Origin of the sequence: Actinoplanes rectilineatus, from assembly GCF_000962825.1 — a bacterium.
GTDB classification, from domain to species: Bacteria; Actinomycetota; Actinomycetes; order Mycobacteriales; family Micromonosporaceae; genus Actinoplanes; species Actinoplanes rectilineatus.
Window position 1 is genome coordinate 173,183 of the sequence record NZ_JZKF01000008.1, and the last position, 19,366, is coordinate 192,548.

The following is a 19,366-nucleotide window of genomic DNA, read 5'->3' on the forward strand; positions in this document are numbered from 1 at the left end:
GTCAGCCTCGCGCCATCAGACCGTTAAGCACCAGCAAAATAACCTACACCCAGGATGTAGCATCGCTACATGATTGATCTGGGCAGACTACGGGCGCTGCACGCGGTGGCCAGCTACGGCACGGTCCTCGCCGCAGGCCAGGCGCTGCACTGCACGCCGTCCGCGGTCTCCCAGCAGATCGCCAAGCTGGAACGCGAGACCGGCGCCACCCTGGTGGAGAAGGACGGCCGGCGGCTACGGCTCACCGAGGCCGGCCGGGTCCTCGCCGGGCACGCCGAGCGGGTGCTGACCAGCGTCGACGAGGCGGAGGCCGCACTCGCCGCGCACCGCGACACGGTCACCGGGCGCCTCACCATGTCGACCTTCGCGACGGCCTGCCGGGCACTGCTGCCGCACGTGCTGCGCCGCCTGGCCACCGATCATCCGCAGCTGACCACCGGTGTGATCGAGGTCAACCCGCACGAGGGCCTGGAGCTGCTGCGCCGCGGTCACGTCGACCTGGCGGTGCTCGACGACTGGCCGGAGGTGGGCCTGCACTATCCGAGCGGGGTGACGAAACTGACGCTCGGCGACGACCACGCCGACCTCATCGTGCCGGCCGGCCATCACCTGACCGGCACGGTCACCCTGGAGCAGGCCCGCCACGAGCGGTGGATCTCGGTGCGGGCCGGCGACGTCTGCTACGAATACCTGATCCGCAAACTGCCCGGTCTGGTGCCGGACTTCCAGCTGGGCGAGTTCGAGACCCAGCTGACGCTGATCGCCGCCGGGGTGGGCATCGCGCTGATGCCCCGGCTGGCCCGGCCGATGCTGCCACCGGGGGTGCGGGTGGTCACGGTCACCCCGTTGCCCACCCGCGGCGTCGTGCTGGCCTGGCGGGATTCGGCGGCGGCCCGTCCCGCGATCCGGGCCGCCGTGCAGGCTCTCCAGGAAGCGTGGGCGGCCCGGATCAGCCCGCCAGAACCGCCAGCGCCTCGCGCACCGTGAACGCTCCGGCATAGAGCGCCTTGCCCGCGATGACACCCTCGACCCCGACCGGCTCCAGCGTCGCCAGGGCCCGCAGGTCGTCGAGCGTGGAGACGCCGCCGCTGGCGATCACCGGCTTGTCGGTGGCCGCGCAGACCTCGCGGAGCAGTTCCAGGTTCGGACCACGCATGGTGCCGTCCTTGGTGATGTCAGTCACGACATAACGGGATGCGCCCGCCTTGTCCAGTCGGGCCAGCACCTCGTACAGGTCCCCGCCGTCCCGGGTCCAGCCCCGCGCCGACAGCGTCCGGCCCCGCACGTCCAGGCCGATCGCGACCCGGTCGCCGTACTCGCCGCAGATCCGGTCGCACCACTCCGGGTCCTCCAGCGCCGCGGTCCCGATGTTGACCCGCTGCGCGCCGGTGCTCAGCGCCCGGGTCAGCGACTCGTCGTCGCGGATCCCGCCGGACAACTCCACCTTCACGTCGAGACGCCGCACCACGTCGGCCAGCAGCTCCGCGTTCGACCCGCGACCGAACGCCGCGTCCAGGTCGACCAGGTGGATCCACTCGGAGCCGTCGTTCTGCCAGGCCAGCGCCGCCTCCAGCGGATCGCCGTAGGCGGTCTCCGACCCGGCGGCGCCCTGCACCAGCCGGACGGCCTGACCGTCCGCGACATCGACGGCGGGCAACAGTTGAAGAGTCACGTTTTTCTCCAGAGGACGACGAACACCGGCACGGCGAGGACCAGCATGGCGGTGAGGATGATGCGCAGGGGCAGATCCGGGATCAGCGTCCAGACCACGGCGACAGCCAGCAGCGTGACGACCGCGATGCCGAGCCGCTGACGCCGGCTGTGACGGTGCAGCCGGCCGTCACGCCCGAAACGGGGCGTGATCGCCCGCTTCTTCTCCCGGAACCAGGACCGCCGGGCCACCCTGCGGGCCCGGACGGCCTTCTGCCGCTCCAGGACGACGAGCCGTTCCGCCCGCCGCCGCTGACGTTCCTTACTCAAGCCCGGCGACCCAGTTGCGCAGCAACAGGTAACCGGCGTCCGCGGATTTCTCCGGGTGGAACTGGGCCGCGCTGAGCGCGCCGAACTCCACCACGGCGGCGAACGGCAGATCATGGCTCGCGGTGGTCACCTCGGCACCGGCCTCTGCCAGAACTTCAAGATCTTGTGCCGCGTACGAGTGAACGAAGTAGAACCGCTCCCCCGCCTCGAGACCGGTCAGCAGACGGGACCCGGTCGGCGCCTGCACGGTGTTCCAGCCCATGTGCGGAATCCGCGCGGCCGACAGCTTGGTGACCGACCCGGGCAGCAGGCCCAGCCCCTTGGTCTCCACGCCGTGCTCCACCCCGGACTCGAACAGCACCTGCATGCCGACGCAGATGCCCAGCACCGGACGGCCCGCCGCGACCCGCCCGGCGATGACCGGTCCCGCACCGAGCTCCTCGATACCGGCCATGCACGCCGCGTACGCCCCGACACCCGGCACCACCAGGCCGTCCGCGGCGGCTGCCACGTCCAGGTCGCTGGTGACCGTCACGTCGGCGCCGGTGCGGGCGACCGCCCGCTCGGCCGACCGCAGGTTTCCCGACCCGTAGTCGAGGATCACCACACCGGGCATGTCAGGCTTCCCCCGTCGGCCACCAGGCGAACCCGCCCGCGGTCGCCAGCAGCGCCAGCACACCGGTGATCCCGATGCTGAACCTGGTCGCGTCCGACTTGACCAGCTGGATCACGCCGCCGACCAGGATGCCGGCCAGCGCGAACAGCGCCATCGAGATCACAGCACCCCCTTGGTGGAGGGCAGCGCACCCGCGTTGCGCGGATCGATCTCGACGGCCTCACGCAGCGCCCGCGAGAACGCCTTGAACTGGGCCTCCACCACGTGGTGCGCGTCCGGGTGACCGCCCGGGCGGCAGGCGCGCAGCACGTCCACGTGCAGGGTCACCTTGGCCGCGTGGCCGAACGCCTCGAAGATGTGCCGGGTCATGCTGGTCGCGTAGACCGGGCCGATGTACGGCGTGAGCAGCGGCTCGTCGTGCACCACGTACGGCCGGCCGGACAGGTCCACGGCGGCCCGCACCAGTACCTCGTCCATCGGGATGGTGGCCGAGCCGTACCGCCGGATGCCGCGCTTGTCCCCGAGCGCCTGCGCGAACGCCTCGCCCAGCGCGATCGCGGTGTCCTCGATGGTGTGGTGCGAGTCGATCTCGAGGTCGCCCTCGGTCCGCACCGTCAGGTCGAACCCGCCGTGCTTGGCGAGCTGGTTGAGCATGTGGTCGTAGAAACCGACCCCGGTGCTCAGATCGCCCTTGCCGGTGCCGTCGAGGTCGATCTCGACGAGCACCTTGGTCTCGTTGGTGACGCGGTCGATCCGCCCGGTGCGACTCACTACAAGATCTCCTCAGCGGCGTTCAGGAATGCGGTGGTCTCGGCCTCGGTGCCGGCGGTGACGCGCAGCCAGCCGGGCAGTCCGACGTCGCGGATCAGCACGCCCCGGTCGAGGAAGGCCTGCCAGTCCGCTTTCTGATCTTTCGAGACGGCGAACAACACGAAATTGGCGTCCGACGCGGCGACCTTGACGCCTCGGGAGGTGAGCACCGACACGATCCGGTCCCTCTGCTCCTTGATCGCGTCGACCGTGGCCAGCAGCGACTCCCGGTGCACCACGGCCGCCCGCGCCGCCGCCTGGGTGATCGCCGACAGGTGGTACGGCAACCGGACCAGCTGCACCGCGTCCACCACGGCCGGGTCGGCGGCCAGGTAGCCCAGCCGGCCACCGGCGAACCCGAACGCCTTGCTCATCGTCCGCGACACCACCAGCCGCGGGTGCCCGGCCAGCAGGGTCAGCGCGCTCGGCGTGCCCGGCCGGGCGAATTCGGTGTACGCCTCGTCGACGACCACCATGCCCCGGGCCGCGCCCAGGATCGCGTCGATCACCGCCGGGTCCAGCGCGGTGCCGGTCGGGTTGTTCGGCGAACAGACGAACACCAGGTCCGGGTCGTGTCTCTCGATCTCGGCGACCGCGTCCTCCGGGCTCAGCCCGAAATCGGGGTCGCGCAGCGCGCCGATCCAGGTGGTGCCGGTGCCGGCCGCGAGCAGCGGATGCATCGAATACGACGGTCCGAAGCCGAGCGCCGTGCGGCCGGGACCGCCGAAGCACTGCAGGAGCTGCTGCTGCACCTCGTTGGAACCGTTGGCCGCCCACACGTTCGCCGTGGTCAGGCCATGCCCGAGGTACGCCGCCAGCTCGGTGCGCAGGGCGATCGCGTCGCGGTCCGGGTAGCGGTTGAGGTCCCGCAGCTCGGCCTGCACGGCCTTGCCGATCGCCTCGACCACGTCCTCCGGCACCGGGTAGGAGTTCTCGTTCGTGTTCAGCCGCACGGCGACGTCGAGCTGCGGAGCGCCGTAGGGCGTCTTGCCGCGCAGGTCGTCACGGATCGGCAGATCGTCGATCGTCGTCATCGGGCGAACCTGACCTTCACCGCGTCACCGTGCGCGGGCAGGTCCTCGGCGTTGGCCAGCGCCACCACGTGACCGGCGACGTCCTTCAAAGCCGCCTCGCTGTATTCCACGACGTGGATGCCCCGCAGGAAGGACTGCACCGACAGGCCGGACGAGTGCCGGGCACAGCCGCCGGTCGGCAGCACGTGGTTGGAGCCGGCCGCGTAGTCGCCCAGCGACACCGGCGCCCACGCCCCCACGAAGATCGCCCCGGCGTTGCGGACCCGCATGGCCCACTGCCGGGCGTCCCGCGTCTGGATCTCCAGGTGCTCAGCCGCGTACGCGTCGACGACCGCCAGCCCCTGCTCCAGGTCGTCGACGAGCACCACGCCCGACTGCTCGCCGGTCAGCGCGGTGCGGACCCGCTCCTCGTGCTTGGTCGCCGCGACCTGGACCGTGAGCTCGGCCTCGACCGCGTCGACGAGCGCCGGCGAGTCGGTCACCAGGACACTCGCGGCCAGCGGGTCGTGCTCGGCCTGACTGATCAGGTCGGCGGCGACGTGCCGCGGGTCGGCGGTGTCGTCGGCGAGGATGGCGATCTCGGTCGGACCGGCCTCGGCGTCGATGCCGACCGTGCCGCGCAGCAGCCGTTTCGCCGCGGTCACCCAGATGTTGCCCGGTCCGGTGATCACGTCGACCGGCTCGCAACGGTCACCGGCGTCCACGCCGTCAGCCCCGTAGCCGAGCATCGCGACGGCCTGGGCGCCACCGACCGCGTAGACCTCCGTCACACCGAGCAGGGCACACGCGGCCAGCACCCGGGAATCCGGCAGGCCGCCGTTGGACGGCTGCGGCGGCGATGCCACCACCAGCGCGTCGACACCCGCCTCCTGGGCCGGCACCACGTTCATGACCACGGTGGACGGGTAGACCGCCAGGCCACCCGGGACGTAGAGGCCGACCCGGCGCACCGGCACCCAGCGCTCGGTCACCGTGCCGCCGTCGACCACCTGGGTGGTCGTGTCGGTCCGCCGCTGGTCGGCGTGCACCTTGCGGGCCCGGGCGATCACCTCGAGCAGCGCGGCGCGAACCTCGGGCTCGAGCGTCTCGGCCGCGGCGGCGATCGCCGCGGCGGGCACTCGCAGACGCTCCAGGGTGACACCGTCGAACCTCTCGGTCGCCTCCCGGATCGCGCTGAACCCATGCTGATGCACCGCCTCGACGACCGGGCGGATCCGCTCGACAGCCACAGAGACGTCGAGCTGGGCACGGGGCAGCAGTCCGCGCGGGTCCGGCCGGGAGCCGCGCAGGTCGATCCGATTCAGCACTCGACCAGTTTAGGCCGCGACGGAAACGAGTTATCGACCGCGACTCCCCGGCCCAGGCGTTGGGACACGGCGGGTTGACCAAGGTCGGACGGGGACTAGGCTGAACGCGTGAGCGATCGGCTACCGGTCTTCCCGTTGAGCACGGTGCTCTTCCCCGGTCTGGTCCTACCTCTCCACATCTTCGAGGAGCGCTACCGCGCTCTCGTGCGGGAGCTGGTGGCGCAGACCTCGGACGACACCGGCGAGTTCGGCGTGGTCACTCTCCGGCGTGGCAGCGAGGTCGCCCCCGACCCGGAGGACGGCCAGGCCGCCCCCGCCGTGCCGGTCAACGCCGACGACCTCTACGACGTGGGCTGCACCGCCGAGCTGCGGCACGTCACCGAGCTGCCGGACGGTCGCTTCGACATCATGACGGTGGGCCGGCGGCGGTTCACCGTGCTCAGCGTCGAACAGGGCAGCGAGCCCTACCTGACCGCCCATGTGGAGTGGCTCCCCGAGGAGAAGGACGCCGGCGAGATCGCCCAGATCCTGGCGCCGCGCGTGCTGCAGGCCTTCCGGGCATATCTCGAGCTGCTGCGCCCCAGCAGCGAGGTCCTCGACCAGGTGCCGGACGATCCGACGGTCCTGTCACACCTGATCGCCGCCACCGCGCAGCTCGCCGTCGAGGAGCGCCAGATGCTGCTGGCCATGCCGGACACGGCGAGCCGGCTCCGCGCCGAGCTGCGGCTGCTCACCCGTGAGGCGGGGCTCCTGGCCCAGGTCCGGGCCGTCCCGGTCCCGCTGTCCGACCTGGCCCGTCCCGCCAGTCCCAACTGACCAACCGGCACGGCGGTCCCCGCCCTCCCGCAGCACGAGCCACGGCCCGCTGACAGTACGGGTCAGGACGGGCGGCCGGGCTCCCGCGACGCCGGGGTCTGCGGCTCGCCGGCATCCGCGGCGGACACGCCGAGCGGGCCGTACGCCGGGTACTCGTCCGGGTGATTCGGCCCGTATCCCGGGTGCGCGCCCGGCTGGTCCAGGTCCGGGTCGTTGGCCCAGCCCGCCAGCAGGGTCAGCACGATCGCCGCGGCGAAGGCCGGCACGAGCGTCGGCCCGACCGAGTGCACCTCCGGCGGGGCCAGGTAGCTCGCCCCCTGCGCCGCGGTCGCCCGCCAGTCCGCGTAGGCGTCGCGCCCGATCAGCTCGCCCACCGCCGGCGCCACCCAGTGACCGGCCACGAAGGTCCCGCCGATCACGCCGAGCAACAGGAACGGCCCGCGGTCGCGGCGCAGGACGATCCAGGCGGCGATCGCGACCAGGATGCCGAACCCGAGGCCGAGCAGGGTGAACCAGCCGTCGGCCGCGATGTACTGCTCGGGCGACGGGTCGTTGACCACGATGCCGCCCCCGCCGGCGTCGATCACCGGCACGTTCGGGGCGAGCCACGCCCAGAGCAGGCCGAGACCGGCGCCGAGCACCACGATCACCACGGCGAGCGCTACGGTGACGGTCAGGGTGCGCCGCCAGGGACGCCGGGTGCCGTGCTGGAACCGCCACCACGGCTCCCCCGCATCCTCCGCCCCGGGATACAGCGGGTCAGCAAGCGGATCCGCATCACGGAGGTCCGCGGCATGGAGGTCCGCGGCATGGAGGTCACCGGCGGGAGAGTCCCCGGTCGACGGATCCCCGGCGCGGGGGTCTGCGGCCCGGGAATCCGGGGTGAGCCCGGCGGACGGCGCTGCCGGCGGCACGGGCGACGGACCGGCCGGCTCATCGGTGGGTTGCACCCTACGATCCTTCCAGATCCCGGACCGACGTCACCCGACGGCCGACGGGCCGAGGATCATCTTCAGGTCTGCCCGCAGCGCCGGGGTCGGCGCCACCCGCATGCCGTTGAGCCGCATGATCGTGGTCCGTTTGCCGTTCTGCAGGTGCACGTGCACCTCGGACTCGCCGGGATGACTGATCAGGATCTCCTTGAGCTGGTCCACCATCGGCGGGGTGCAGCGGGTGATCGGCATGGTCAGCGTGATCGGTTTGGTGTCCGGGTTGTGCGTGACGTCGGGCATGGACATGTCCATCGCCATGATGCGGGCCTGGTCGTCGCGCCGGTCGATCCGGCCCTTGACCACCACGATGGCGTCCTCGGCGATGTACTGCCCGACCAGTTCGTAGGTGTTCGGGAAGAACAGCGCCTCCACGCCACCGGCGAGGTCCTCGAGGGTGGCCGACGCCCAGGCCCGGCCCTGCTTGGTGATCCGTCGCTGGACGCCGGTGAGGATGCCGGCCAGGGTGACGACCTGGCCGTCCGGGACGGATCCCTCCTCGCCCAGCGCGGCGATGCTGGTGTCCGCCGCGTTCTGCAGCATCACCTCGAGGCCCGCGAGCGGATGGTCGGAGACGTACAGGCCGAGCATCTCCCGCTCGAAGGCCAGCTTGTCGCGCTTGTCCCACTCGCCGTCGCCGATCGTCGGCATGGCCACCGTGGCCGCCGAGCCGCCTTCGGTGTCGCCGAACGCGCCGAACAGGTCGAACTGGCCGGCCGCCTCGTTGCGCTTGACTCCGGCGTACGCGTCGATCGCCTCGGCGTGCACCGCGAGCAGTGCCTTGCGGCTGTGGCCCATCGAGTCGAACGCGCCCGCCTTGATCAGCGATTCGATGGTCCTCTTGTTGCAGACCACGGCGTCGACCTTCGACAGGAAGTCGTAGAAGTCGGTGTAGTCGGATTTCTCCTTGCGGCACCGGACGATCGCCTCGACCACGTTGCCGCCGACGTTGCGGACCGCGCCCAGACCGAAGCGGATGTCCTTGCCGACCGGGGTGAACGGCCCGGACGACTGGTTCACGTCCGGCGGCAGGACCTGGATGCCCATCCGGCGGCACTCCGCCAGGTACATCGCCATCTTGTCCTTGTCGTCGCCGACGCTGGTCAGCAGTCCGGCCATGTACTCGGCCGGGTAGTGCGCCTTCAGGTAGGCCGTCCAGAAGGAGACCAGCCCGTACGCCGCGGAGTGCGCCTTGTTGAACGCGTAGCCGGCGAACGGCACCAGGACGTCCCACACCGCCTGGATGGCCTCGTCGGAGTAACCGTGTTCCCGGCAGCCGTCCCGGAACGGGACGAACTCCTTGTCGAGGATCTCCTTCTTCTTCTTACCCATCGCGCGGCGCAGCAGGTCGGCCTGGCCGAGGGTGTAGCCGGCCAGGATCTGCGCGGCGCGCTGCACCTGCTCCTGATAGACGATCAGGCCGTAGGTGGGTTCGAGGATCTCCTTGAGCGGCTCCTCCAGCTCCGGGTGGATCGGGGTGATCTCCTGGAGGCCGTTCTTGCGCAGCGCGTAGTTGGTGTGCGAGTCGACACCCATCGGACCGGGACGGTACAGCGCCAGGACGGCGGAGATGTCCTCGAAGTTGTCCGGTTTCATCAGGCGCAGCAGTGAGCGCATCGGCCCACCGTCGAGCTGGAACACGCCCAGGGTGTCGCCGCGGGCCAGCAGTTCGTAGGCCTTGGGGTCGTCCAGCGGCAGCTTCAGCAGGTCGAGTTTCGCCCCGTGGTTGAGCTCGACGTTCTTGTTGGCGTCGTCGAGGATGGTCAGGTTGCGCAGGCCGAGGAAGTCCATCTTCAGCAGGCCGAGCGTCTCGCAGGTCGGGTAGTCGAACTGCGTGATGATGACGCCGTCGCTGGCCCGGCGCATCAGCGGGATGTGGTCGATGATCGGCTCGGCGGACATGATGACGCCGGCGGCGTGCACACCGGTCTGCCGGATCAGGCCCTCGATGCCGCGGGCGGTGTCGATGACCTTCTTGACGTCCGGGTCGGTCTCGTAGAGGCCGCGGACCTCGCCGGCCTCGTTGTACCGCTTGTCGTCCTTGTTGAAGATGCCGCCGAGGGTGATGCCCTTGCCCATGACGTCCGGCGGCATCGCCTTGGTGATCCGGTCGCCGACCGCGAACGGGTAGCCGAGCACCCGGGCCGAGTCCTTGATCGCAGCCTTGGCCTTGATCGTGCCGAACGTGGCGATCTGGGCGACCTTGTCGTCACCCCACTTCTCGGTCACATAGCGGATCACCTCGGCGCGGCGCCGGTCGTCGAAGTCGATGTCGACGTCGGGCATCGAGATGCGTTCCGGGTTGAGGAACCGCTCGAAGATCAGGCCGTGCGGGAGCGGGTCGAGGTCGGTGATGCCCATCGCGTACGCGATCAGGGAACCCGCCGCCGAGCCACGCCCCGGGCCCACCGCGATGCCGTTGTTCTTCGCCCACTGGATGAAGTCGGCGACCACGAGGAAGTACGCCGGGAAGCCCATCGAGATGATGACGCCCAGCTCGTAGTCGGCCTGCTTGACGTGGGTCTCCGGGATGCCGTCCGGGAACCGGTACCGCAGCCCCTCGTAGGCCACGTGCCGGAAGTACTCCTCCTCGGTGAAGCCGTCCGGGATCGGGAACCGGGGCATCAGGTTCTTGAAGGTGAACATCCCCTCGGTGTCCACCTTCGAGGCCACCAGCAGGGTGTTCCGGCAGCCCTCCTGCCAGGCCTCGGACGAGTCGACGGCGCGCATCTGGTCGGCCGACTTGACGAAGTAGCCGGAGCCGTCGAACCGGAACCGGTTGGGGTCGGCGACGTTGCTGCCGGTCTGCACGCACAGCAGCACGTCATGGGCCGCGGACTGTTCCTCGTGCACGTAGTGCGAGTCGTTGGTGACCAGCGGCGGGATGCCCAGCTTCTTGCCGATCTCCAGCAGGCCGTCGCGGACCCGGCGCTCGATCGACAGACCGTGGTCCATGATCTCGAGGAAGTAGTTGTCCTTGCCGAGCGCCTCCTGGTAGCGCGCGGCCGACTTGAGCGCCTCGTCGAAGTGGCCCAGCCGCAGCCGGGTCTGCACGATGCCGGACGGGCAGCCGGTGGTGCCCATGATGCCCTCGGCGTGCTCCGCGATGATGTCGAAGTCCATCCGCGGGTACTTACCGAGCTGGCCCTCGATCGAGCCCCGGGAGTTGAGCCGGAAGAGGTTCTTCAGGCCGACCGCGTTGCGCGCCCACATGGTCATGTGCGTGTACGCACCGTTACCGGAGACGTCGTCGCCCTTCTGCTCCGGGCGGCCCCACTTGATGCGCTTCTTCTCCAGGCGCGACTCCGGGGCGACATAGGCCTCGACGCCGATGACCGGGGTCACGCCGGCGGCTTTGGCCTGCGTGTAGAAGTCGTAGGCGCCGTGCATGTTGCCGTGATCGGTGATCGCCGCGGCCGGCATGCCGAGGCGTTTCGCCTCGGCGAGCAGTTCCTTGATCCGGGCCGCCCCGTCGAGCATCGAATACTCAGTGTGCACATGGAGATGCACGAACGAGTCGGACACCCGGAGCCCCCTAACGTCGACAGCGCCAGGAAGCCTAGCCCGGACCGGATCCTGAAAACCACGGGCAACGCCGTGATCATTTACTCCGCGAAGGGTTCCAGCATCGTCGACGCAGCTCGCAGCCACGCCTGCCGGGTCTCCTGCTGCAGATCGCCGTACTCGATCGAGGATCCGACCTCCAGGGCCGGGTCGTAGGGCACCACCGCGACCGCGCGGGTCCGCGTCGCGAAGTGCTTCTTGAAGTCCTCCAGCAACGGCAGGTGACCGGGCGACGGGCAGGAGATCAGCGTCACCGCGTTCGCCACCATCTCGCCCGCCCCGCTCTCCTCGAGCACGTCGAGCATCCAGTCGGCGGTGAACGCGGCATCCTCCCGCGGCACCGTGGTGATCACCAGCTGGTCGGCCATCCGCATGACCGTCTGCCAGTTGACGCTCTCCACGTTGTTGCCGGTGTCCACGCAGACCACATCATGGGTACGCCGCAGCAGGTCCATCACCCGCTGCACGGTGCTCTGGTCGAGCCGCTGGGCGAACCGCGGGTTCTCCTCGCCGGCCAGCACGTCGTACGACCCGTCGGAGGCGTGCCGCAGATAGGCGTCCAGCTCCTGGAGCAGCTCGTCGCCGTGCAGGCCCTCGATCCGCGTCAGGTCGGCCAGCAGGTGCTTTATCGTCCGGGCGTGCCGGGCGCTGCCGGCCCGCAGTCCGAGCGTGCCGCGCAGCTCGTTGTCGTCCCAGGCCAGCACGCCGCGGCCGCGCACGCTGCCGATGGTGGCCGCGGCCAGCACCGTGGCGGTGGTCTTGTGCACGCCGCCCTTCGGGTTGGCGAAGGCGAGCACCCGGGGCTGGCCGAGTTTGCGGCGCATCACCGAGACGACCCGGTCCATGCCGTCCTCGACCCGGGTCTGCCGCCACTCGATCCGGGCGCCGCTGGTGGCCGGGGAGATCGGCGCCGGCTGGACCGCGGGCACCACCCGGGGCGCCGGGGGCATCGGGGGCGCGGCCGGCTGCGGCGGCGCGGGCGGCGCCTGCGGGTAGGCGGCGGCCGGCGAGGCCGGGTAGGCCGTGCCGGGCTGTGCCGGATAGCCGTTGCCGACCGGGGCTGGCGGGTAGCCGTTGGTCGGTGGAGGGTACGCGCTGGGCGGATATGCCGACGGCGCGGGCGCCGGAGCCGGCGGTGTCGCATAACCGGTGGTGCCGTACTGCGCCGTGGGCGGAACCGGCGGGGCGGGTGGCGCGGGCGGTGCCGAGTGCTGCTGGACACCGCGCGGCGCCGGATCGAAGTAGGTGGCCGGCTGCTGCGGCTCGGCCTGCCGGCCCTGCCAGCGCGGGTCGAGCGGGTTGATCGGCCGCTGCGGCACCTGCCGTCCCGGATCGGCGGCCGGGTCCGCGGGCCGGCGGTCGAAACCACCGGGCTGCTGCTGTTGCTGGGCGGCGCGCGGGTCGAGCGGGTTGAAGGGGCGGCGTTCCACCGGCGCCGGCCCACGGCCGCCCGGCTGCTGCTGACCCCACTGCTGCTGCTGTTGCTGCTGCGCCTGCTGCTCAGCCTGCTGCCGCTGTTCGTCGGCCTGCTGCTCGTCGCTGCGGTTCCCATGCCGGGCACGGTCGAGCAGCGCCCGCCAGCGCGGGGCTGGTTCCGCAGGCCGGCCCCAGCCGGTCTCGGTCCCGTCCACGGCTCGTCCTCTCTGCGCCGACCCGTTCAGTGGTCCACGGCGATGGTCCGCCCATGACAGGCTGTCGTCCTCGGCGATTGGTGTCGCCCCTGACAGGCTACGGAGGAAAACCCTAATCGGGCCACCGGCCGAGCGCCCATCCTCCGGTCGTTCTTGATCACATAACGGCACGCTGGTCATGCACGTGCATCCACCCGAACGTCCGCACGCGTGACGTTGCTAACCGCCGGATGTCGCGGCAGGCGTCCCCGACGGCACGCCGGAGCCTTCGTGAGCTGGACTCGTGTCCGAAGCAGAGGGTACGGCAACCGGCGACCCCGACGGCAGTACGGGCGACACCGACACCGGCGCCGCCGCATCCGGTGAGGCGGATGTCACACGTGCCCCGATCGATGACGGTATAGGTGCCGCAGTGGTGGAGGCAACGGCCGGATCGCCGGACGCTCCCGCCGCACGGTCGGAGAGCGACGGCTCCGGAGAGACCGTGCCCACCTCCTCGGGCAGCGGCGGGCGGAATTCGGTGCTGTCCAGACCGCGCACCTCGGGCGCCGGATCGACGGCCCGGACCTGCGGGCTGCCGGCGAGACCACTCAGCGCCGCGGGCAGCGCCCGCACCACCGCGGCGAAGACGCACGCACACCCGGCCCGGTACGCCGCCGCCTCCCGTGCCGCGATGTGGGCGGCCGCCTCGTACGTCTGCCGGAGTTGTTCCTCGCCCCGGCCGGCTCCGGTCAGCGCCCGGCTCAGCCGCTGGTAGTCGGCCTGCTCCCGGTCCCGGACGACGGCCGCGGCGAGCATCCCGGCGGTCACGTCCTCCGGCATCCGGTACACCGGGATCCTGGTCACCGGGGTCCGGATCTCCGGCAGTGGAACCCGCGCGTACACCTGGGCCACCACGGCGTCGCCGAACAGCAGCGGAAGGGCGTCCGGCGACACGTACCCGATCAGGCTCACCAGCGCCCAGGTCTCCCCGGACGCCGGGGCCGACGGGTCGGTGAGCCGGTCCATCTCCACCCGGGCGGAATCGAGGTAACCCGCGACCGTCTGCCCCTCGACCAGGCCCACCCGCACCGTGTCACCCGGGTCCGGATCACCGGCCGGCAGGTCGTGGTCGGCCCAGAGGACCCCGAGCACCAGCGCGGCGGTGGCCACCAGCGCCACCGCGGTCATCACCTGCGACCGCAGTGACGTTCCCCCGAACCGGACGAGGGCCGTCCGCAGTCGGTGCGAGGGGCCCACCGTGTCACTCCCCGACGGTCAGCCGGCGTCCCCCAGGACGTCCAGCGCGTATTTCAGGTCGTCAGGGTAGTCGCTCACGAAGCGGACCTCATCGTGCGTCCGGGGGTGGACGAAAGCCAGTTCGCGGGCGTGCAGCCACTGACGGCCGAGTTGCAGCCGGGCCGCGAGTGTGGGATCGGCGCCGTACGCGGTGTCGCCGACGCACGGGTGCCGCAGCGCCGAGAAGTGCACCCGGATCTGGTGGGTCCGCCCGGTCTCCAGCTGCACGTCGATCAGGCTCGCCGACCGGAAGGCCTCGAGGGTGTCGTAGTGCGTGACGCTGGGTTTGCCGCCGCTCATCACCGCGAACTTCCAGTCCGCCGTCGGGTGCCGGTCGATCGGGGCGTCGACGGTGCCGCGCAGCGGGTCGAGGTGCCCCTGGACCACGGCGTGGTACCGCTTCTCCACCTCGCGCTCCTTGAACGCCCGCTTCAGCACGGTGTAGGCCACCTCGCTCTTGGCGACCACCATCAGACCGGTGGTGCCGACGTCGAGACGGTGCACCACGCCCTGCCGCTCGGCGGCGCCGCTGGTGGCCACGTTCTGCCCCATCGCGGCCAGGCCACCGATCACGGTCGGTCCGGTCCACCCCGGGCTGGGGTGCGCCGCGACGCCGACCGGCTTGTCGACCACCACGATGTCGTCGTCGCTGTAGACGATGCCCATGCCGTGCACCGGCTCGGCCACCACCACGGGCGGGGCCACCGGCGCCGGCAGGGTCACCTCGAGCCAGGAGCCGGCCGTGACCTTCTCCGACTTGATCCGGACCACGCCGTCGACCATCGCGTCGCCGGACTCCACCAGCGTCGCCGCGGCGGTCCGGGACAGCCCGAAGAGCCGGGAGACGGCCTGGTCCAGGCGCATCCCGTGCAGTCCGTCGGGCACCGGGAGGGAACGCTGTCCACTCATGCCGTCTCCTCTTTTCCGGTCGTCGCGGTCTGTTTCTCCCGCTTGCCGGGCAGGCGGCTGCCGTCGCGCTGGCGACCGGTCAGCTCGAGGAGCACCGCGAGCACCACGCCCACGGTCAAACAGCTGTCAGCGATGTTGAACACCGCGAAGTACTCCCCGTACGGCCCGAAGACGCTGATCATGTCGACCACGTGGCCGTGCAGGAACCCGGGAGCCCGGAACAACCGGTCGCCGAGGTTGCCGAGGGCGCCGCCGAGCACCAGGCCGAGGGCGACCGCCCACGGCACCGAGCGCAGTCGTACGGCCATCCAGCCGATCCAGCCGACCACGACGATCGTGATCAGCGGGAAGATCCAGGTGTAGTCGCTCCCGAGACTGAACGCCGCCCCGCTGTTGCGCAGCAGCGAAAGGTGGACCAGGCCACCCAGGATCCGGACCGGCTCACCGGGGACCAGGTTCTCGGTGGACAGGTGCTTGACCCACTGGTCGACCGCAACGGCGATCACCGCGGTGGCCGCCAGCACGGCCACCGCACGGGGAGCGAAACGCGGGGCCGGGCGGCCGTCCGCGGTCGCCGGGTCGTCGGCGTTCAGCGTCGTTCCTCCAACTGCTTGCACGAGACACAGCGGGTGGCGGACGGGAACGCGGCCAGTCTCTCGACCGGAATCTGGTTTCCGCACCGCTCGCACCAACCGTAGTTGCCCTCACCGGCCCGCTCGATGGCGCGTTCCACCTGTGTGATCCGCTCGAGCAGGTTGTTGGCCAGCGTGATCTCCTGCTCGCGTTCGAACGTCTTGGTGCCGGTGTCGGCCTGGTCGTCGCCGGCCGAGTCGGCGAGTCGCTCACGCTGCAGCTCGGTGATCTCGCTGAGCGACTGATCGTACTCGGCCTGCAGCTCGTCGCGCCGCGCGACCAGAGCCTGCATGATCTGCTCGGTCTCCTCCGCCGAACGTGTCCGTTCCGCAGCGGTTCCACCGGTTGCCTTGGCCATCGTCGCTCCCTCAGCCGCGCGCCTGCGCGGCGATCGGCGTGTGCGGACCGGGGCGCCGCCGCGCCGTCCGGTCTCCCCTGTCGTGTTCCGGGCGCTGCCCGGCCCGCCGGGTCGCCGCGGTAGATCTTCCCCCACCTGCAGAAACGGCGCGGCAGGAAAGCACCGCGCGCGCCGGAAGGTGGCAAGCATACGAAACGCGAAATGGACCGACAACCCGCCATCCCACCCGGTCCCGACAAATCGGCATGAATACCCCTGCCGTTCGTCCGGATTATCGAGGATACACCCCTCGTGACGCTTGATTCACTGACTGTCATCGCGGAGCGCGGTGAGCCGGGGCTCCCACTGCGCGGCCGGCACGGACACCGTGAACACCTTGTCCCGGCTCGTCGCGCCGAGCCGCAACGCGACCTCACCGGCCCGGACACCCAGCGCCTGCGCCAGCGCCTTACGGACCGCCTCGGTGGCCTTGCCGTCGACCGCGGGCGCCCCCACCGCGACGATCAGAGCCGGACCGTGCGGGCCCTCGTAACGGCCACCGACCCGGGTCCGCCCGGCACCCGGGCGCACCCGGACCACCACCGACTCCTGGGCCGGCACGGGACGGCGCATCGTCAGCCGTGCGCCACGGCGGCGACCAGACGGTCCACCGGGCGGCACAGACCGCAGGGGCTGAAGCCCAGTTCGACGGCCTCGTTCGCGGGCAGCGGCTCGGTCAGCCGGCCGACCAGGTGCGGGCAGTCGGCCATGTGGTAGCGGGGACGGCCGTCGACCACCAGCACCTCGGTGTCGAGGCGGGCCACCAGCACCGCGTCGGCCGGGCGCACCGACTGCGGCAGTGGCTCGTCGTCGGGATCGTCGGCGTCCGGCTCGGCGAACTCGTCGGCCTGCTCGGCCTCCGGCTCGGTATAGACCGGCTCGGCATGGACCGGCTCGGCATAGACCGGATCGACATGGGCCGGCTCGGGCTCCGTCGCCTGTGGTGCGGGCGCCGGGACCGGCTCGGGGCGCTCGGCAGACCGGGCGTATTCAGCGGCGGAGTCGGAATCCGCGGAGTCTGCGACATCACGTCCGGCAGCGCGGGTCGCCTGCGGCTCGGCGTGGCCGGCGGCCGTCCGGGTACCGGCCTGATCAGCGAGATCGCCGGCCCACGGCGGGGTGTCCACCGGTTCGGACAGGACCGGCTCCGGAGACGGCGCGGGCGGCGGCGGGAAGTCGTGGACCGCGGTCTCATCGGAGTAGGCGGCGTCGTCAGCGGCGGCGGGCGCCCGTCGCATCGGCGGCGGCTGCGGGGCGTAGTCGTCGGGTTCGACGTCACCGGCGACGCCCCGGCGCGTGCCGGCCGACTGCCGCGGACCGACCACCAGGGCGACCGCGGCCAGCAGACTGACCACGATCGAGGCTATGAGCAGACTGCTCGAGCCGTTGTTCAGACCCAGTGCCAGAAACAGCACCGCGACGGGGATGAGCAGGAGACTAGCAACGATCATGGCTCATCCTCGTCGCGGTGCGGGGCTGCGGTCAGCGACCCGATTCGATGGAGTTGGCACGGCTACCGCCGTACGAGCCGGCGAGGCCGGCGGTGGCGAGTCCCCCGGAGCCGCCCACGGCCCGGCCCGAGTCGGCACGCGACAGCTCGGCCTCCAGGCCCTGGCCGCGACCGTCGAGGTCACGCAGCTGGCTCTCGAGATACGCCTTGAGCCGGGTGCGGTATTCGCGCTCGAACTGCTTGAGCTCCTCGATGTGCTTCTGCAGCGCGGTCCGCTTGGCGTCCAGGCCGCCCATGGCCTCCTGGTGCCGCTGACGCGCGTCGCGCTCGAGGGCGTCGGCCTTGGCCCGGGCCTCACGGGTGACCTCTTCGGCCTTGGAACGGGCGTCGGCGAGAAGCTTGTCGGCCTCCCGGCGCGCGTCGGAGACGTGGTCGTCCGCGGTGCGCTGGGCCATCATCAGCACGCGCAGGGCCTGCTGCTCGCCGTCCGCGCCACCACCGCCGCCACCGGGGCCGGGGCCCTGGGCACGCACCTGCTCGAGCTCGGCCTGCATCTGACGGGCAGCCTGCTCGGCCGCCGTCTTGTCCCGCTGCACCCGGTCGAGCTGGGCTTTGATCTCATTGAGCTCGGCAGCCATGCGGGGGTCGGAATTCGGGCCGGCTGGTGCGCCACCCCGTCCTCCACGCTCCACCTGGGCACGCAGCTCGTTGTTCTCCTCGATCAGACGGGCAAGCTCGCGCTCGACCTCGTCAAGGAAAGCGTCGACCTCCTCCTCGTCATACCCCCGCTTGCCGATCGGGGGCTTCTTGAAGGCGACGTTGTGCACGTCGGCCGGGGTCAGCGGCATCGAAACTCCTCGGGTCAGTCGCGGCCGCGGTTGAGGCTGCTGTCTAGCTGTTGGTAATGATGAGCGGACGTAGCACGAAATCCATGAGCACGAACAGGATAACCAGCAGCACGATGGAAGCCAGGTCCAAACTCACGTTACCAATGCGCAGCGGTGGGATCACACGCCTCAACGCCTTAAGGGGTGGATCCGTGACGCTCCACACCGATTCGAGTGCAGCCGCGGCACCCCGGCTGGGCTGCCACCGGCGTCCGTACTGGAGTACCGCACCCAGCACGAACCTGCCCAGCAGCACCATGAAGAAGAGGTACAGCAAGATGTAGAGAATCTGGAACACGATCGACAGCACGGCAGGCGGATCCCTCGTTCGGGTCAACTCTGGGTGAAGAAGCCACCCTCAGCGATCTTGGCCTTGTCCTCAGCGGTGACCTGGACATTTGCCGGTGAGAGCAGGAAAACCCGGTTGGTCACGCGCTCGATCGTACCCCGCAGGCCGAAAGCCAGTCCGGCGGCGAAGTCCACGAGCCTGCGAGCGTCGGATTCATCCATCTCAGTGAGATTGATGATGACCGGAACGCCGTCCCGGAAGTGCTCACCGATGGTGCGCGCCTCCCGGTAGGTCGTCGGGTGCAGCGTGGTGATCTGGTACCGCTGCTCCTCCTCGACCACCCGCTGCGGCTGGGGCGCGGGCACCGGCTGCGGCTTCAGCGCCAGGTTCTCCCGGGTGGAGTAGGTCAGCGAACCGGACTGCTCCGCCTGCGCCGCCGGACGGGTGATGGAACGCACGCTCGCCCGATCGAGTCGCTCGTTCTCCTCCCGCTCCAGGTCGGCCCGGGCCGAGGACAACCGGTCACCGATCCGGCCCCGCTCGCTGCGCTCCGCGCGCGACCGCGGCACCGGACGCTCCTCCTCCGGCTCCTCCTCGTCGGCGAACTCGTCCGCGTAGCGATCGCTGGTGTACCGCTCCCGATCGCGGTCCCGCTCACGCTCGCGGTTGCGGTAGGTGCTCTCCCGGTAACCCCGGTCGTCGTAACCGCGGTCCTCGTCCTCCTCGACGAGACCGAGCCACACGCCCGCCTTACGCAGAGCGCTCATGAGCCCACC

At 70.8% G+C, this 19,366-nt stretch carries 21 protein-coding genes; 2 read left to right on the forward strand and 19 right to left on the reverse strand.

The genetic code is table 11. The annotated features are described in order from the left end of the window. Window positions 1-69: 69 nt before the first annotated feature. On the forward strand, window positions 70-987 hold the full coding sequence (locus WH85_RS09315; protein ID WP_045741333.1) for a LysR family transcriptional regulator: 918 nt from the start codon (window positions 70-72) through the stop codon (window positions 985-987). Here WH85_RS09315 and priA read toward each other — a convergent pair. From priA to hisD, 7 genes are read right to left on the reverse strand one after another with little or no spacing between them, the layout of a single operon-like run. Then, window positions 950-1,672: a bifunctional 1-(5-phosphoribosyl)-5-((5-phosphoribosylamino)methylideneamino)imidazole-4-carboxamide isomerase/phosphoribosylanthranilate isomerase PriA gene (gene priA / locus WH85_RS09320; RefSeq protein ID WP_045741334.1), complete on the reverse strand. Its 723-nt coding sequence runs from the start codon at window positions 1,670-1,672 to the stop codon at window positions 950-952. The two genes, WH85_RS09315 and priA, sit on opposite strands and share 38 nt — an antisense overlap. Further along, window positions 1,669-1,980: a hypothetical protein gene (locus WH85_RS09325; protein WP_045741335.1), complete on the reverse strand. Its 312-nt coding sequence runs from the start codon at window positions 1,978-1,980 to the stop codon at window positions 1,669-1,671. Before WH85_RS09325 ends, priA begins: the two co-directional genes overlap by 4 nt. Further along, window positions 1,973-2,596, reverse strand: coding sequence for an imidazole glycerol phosphate synthase subunit HisH (gene hisH / locus WH85_RS09330; RefSeq protein ID WP_045741336.1), 624 nt, complete (start codon window positions 2,594-2,596; stop codon window positions 1,973-1,975). The genes WH85_RS09325 and hisH overlap by 8 nt, the downstream gene beginning before the upstream one ends. A 1-nt stretch (window position 2,597) precedes the next feature. After that, window positions 2,598-2,759, reverse strand: coding sequence for a hypothetical protein (locus tag WH85_RS50235; RefSeq protein ID WP_157410909.1), 162 nt, complete (start codon window positions 2,757-2,759; stop codon window positions 2,598-2,600). Next, window positions 2,756-3,367: an imidazoleglycerol-phosphate dehydratase HisB gene (gene hisB, locus WH85_RS09335; protein ID WP_045741337.1), complete on the reverse strand. Its 612-nt coding sequence runs from the start codon at window positions 3,365-3,367 to the stop codon at window positions 2,756-2,758. Before hisB ends, WH85_RS50235 begins: the two co-directional genes overlap by 4 nt. Further along, complete coding sequence (locus WH85_RS09340) at window positions 3,367-4,440, reverse strand: histidinol-phosphate transaminase (RefSeq protein ID WP_045741338.1); 1,074 nt, start codon at window positions 4,438-4,440, stop codon at window positions 3,367-3,369. Before WH85_RS09340 ends, hisB begins: the two co-directional genes overlap by 1 nt. Beyond that, window positions 4,437-5,747 carry a histidinol dehydrogenase gene (gene hisD / locus WH85_RS09345; protein WP_045741339.1) on the reverse strand — a complete coding sequence of 437 codons (1,311 nt, stop codon included), beginning with the start codon at window positions 5,745-5,747 and terminating at the stop codon, window positions 4,437-4,439. Before hisD ends, WH85_RS09340 begins: the two co-directional genes overlap by 4 nt. A 108-nt stretch (window positions 5,748-5,855) precedes the next feature. Here hisD and WH85_RS09350 point away from each other — a divergent pair, with 108 nt between their 5' ends. Beyond that, window positions 5,856-6,563, forward strand: coding sequence for an LON peptidase substrate-binding domain-containing protein (locus tag WH85_RS09350; protein WP_045741340.1), 708 nt, complete (start codon window positions 5,856-5,858; stop codon window positions 6,561-6,563). A 62-nt stretch (window positions 6,564-6,625) separates the two neighbouring features. Here the strand turns inward: WH85_RS09350 and WH85_RS09355 are convergent, their stop codons facing one another. The 12 genes from WH85_RS09355 to WH85_RS09410 form a co-directional block, all read right to left on the reverse strand. Then, window positions 6,626-7,513: a hypothetical protein gene (locus WH85_RS09355; RefSeq protein WP_211275321.1), complete on the reverse strand. Its 888-nt coding sequence runs from the start codon at window positions 7,511-7,513 to the stop codon at window positions 6,626-6,628. A gap of 30 nt (window positions 7,514-7,543) precedes the next feature. Next, window positions 7,544-11,077, reverse strand: coding sequence for a DNA polymerase III subunit alpha (gene dnaE / locus WH85_RS09360; RefSeq protein ID WP_045741341.1), 3,534 nt, complete (start codon window positions 11,075-11,077; stop codon window positions 7,544-7,546). A gap of 80 nt (window positions 11,078-11,157) precedes the next feature. After that, window positions 11,158-12,747, reverse strand: a complete 1,590-nt coding sequence (locus WH85_RS09365) for a MinD/ParA family ATP-binding protein (protein WP_045741342.1) — start codon at window positions 12,745-12,747, stop codon at window positions 11,158-11,160. A gap of 219 nt (window positions 12,748-12,966) precedes the next feature. Beyond that, a complete protein-coding gene (locus tag WH85_RS09370; protein WP_045741343.1) occupies window positions 12,967-13,986 on the reverse strand; it encodes a hypothetical protein in 1,020 nt (339 codons plus the stop codon). 18 nt (window positions 13,987-14,004) lie between these two features. After that, complete coding sequence (locus WH85_RS09375; RefSeq protein WP_045741344.1) at window positions 14,005-14,934, reverse strand: RluA family pseudouridine synthase; 930 nt, start codon at window positions 14,932-14,934, stop codon at window positions 14,005-14,007. Continuing rightward, window positions 14,931-15,551: a signal peptidase II gene (gene lspA / locus WH85_RS09380; protein ID WP_083448890.1), complete on the reverse strand. Its 621-nt coding sequence runs from the start codon at window positions 15,549-15,551 to the stop codon at window positions 14,931-14,933. The genes WH85_RS09375 and lspA overlap by 4 nt, the downstream gene beginning before the upstream one ends. Then, window positions 15,524-15,925 carry a TraR/DksA family transcriptional regulator gene (locus WH85_RS09385; RefSeq protein ID WP_045741345.1) on the reverse strand — a complete coding sequence of 134 codons (402 nt, stop codon included), beginning with the start codon at window positions 15,923-15,925 and terminating at the stop codon, window positions 15,524-15,526. The genes lspA and WH85_RS09385 overlap by 28 nt, the downstream gene beginning before the upstream one ends. A 303-nt stretch (window positions 15,926-16,228) precedes the next feature. Further along, window positions 16,229-16,537 carry a DUF167 domain-containing protein gene (locus WH85_RS09390; protein WP_045741346.1) on the reverse strand — a complete coding sequence of 103 codons (309 nt, stop codon included), beginning with the start codon at window positions 16,535-16,537 and terminating at the stop codon, window positions 16,229-16,231. A gap of 2 nt (window positions 16,538-16,539) precedes the next feature. Beyond that, complete coding sequence (locus tag WH85_RS09395) at window positions 16,540-17,415, reverse strand: hypothetical protein (RefSeq protein ID WP_083448891.1); 876 nt, start codon at window positions 17,413-17,415, stop codon at window positions 16,540-16,542. 31 nt (window positions 17,416-17,446) lie between these two features. Beyond that, the gene (locus WH85_RS09400) at window positions 17,447-18,262 is read right to left on the reverse strand and encodes a DivIVA domain-containing protein (protein WP_045741347.1); all 816 of its coding nucleotides are present in this window, start codon (window positions 18,260-18,262) and stop codon (window positions 17,447-17,449) included. A gap of 43 nt (window positions 18,263-18,305) precedes the next feature. Next, complete coding sequence (locus WH85_RS09405) at window positions 18,306-18,611, reverse strand: YggT family protein (RefSeq protein WP_045741348.1); 306 nt, start codon at window positions 18,609-18,611, stop codon at window positions 18,306-18,308. Window positions 18,612-18,634: 23 nt separating this feature from the next. Continuing rightward, window positions 18,635-19,357 (reverse strand): cell division protein SepF, encoded by a 723-nt coding sequence (locus tag WH85_RS09410; RefSeq protein ID WP_045741349.1) that lies wholly within the window; start codon window positions 19,355-19,357, stop codon window positions 18,635-18,637. Between the last annotated feature and the right edge of the window lie 9 nt (window positions 19,358-19,366).

Coding starts and splice junctions, on each gene's coding strand:
- WH85_RS09315 (WP_045741333.1), top strand. CDS start 70: ATGATTGATCTGGGCAGACTACGGGCGCTGCACGCGGTGGCCAGCTAC.
- hisH (WP_045741336.1), bottom strand. CDS start 2,596: ATGCCCGGTGTGGTGATCCTCGACTACGGGTCGGGAAACCTGCGGTCG.
- WH85_RS09340 (WP_045741338.1), bottom strand. CDS start 4,440: ATGACGACGATCGACGATCTGCCGATCCGTGACGACCTGCGCGGCAAG.
- WH85_RS09375 (WP_045741344.1), bottom strand. CDS start 14,934: ATGAGTGGACAGCGTTCCCTCCCGGTGCCCGACGGACTGCACGGGATG.
- WH85_RS09385 (WP_045741345.1), bottom strand. CDS start 15,925: ATGGCCAAGGCAACCGGTGGAACCGCTGCGGAACGGACACGTTCGGCG.
- WH85_RS09390 (WP_045741346.1), bottom strand. CDS start 16,537: ATGCGCCGTCCCGTGCCGGCCCAGGAGTCGGTGGTGGTCCGGGTGCGC.
- WH85_RS09395 (WP_083448891.1), bottom strand. CDS start 17,415: ATGATCGTTGCTAGTCTCCTGCTCATCCCCGTCGCGGTGCTGTTTCTG.
- WH85_RS09400 (WP_045741347.1), bottom strand. CDS start 18,262: ATGCCGCTGACCCCGGCCGACGTGCACAACGTCGCCTTCAAGAAGCCC.
- WH85_RS09410 (WP_045741349.1), bottom strand. CDS start 19,357: ATGAGCGCTCTGCGTAAGGCGGGCGTGTGGCTCGGTCTCGTCGAGGAG.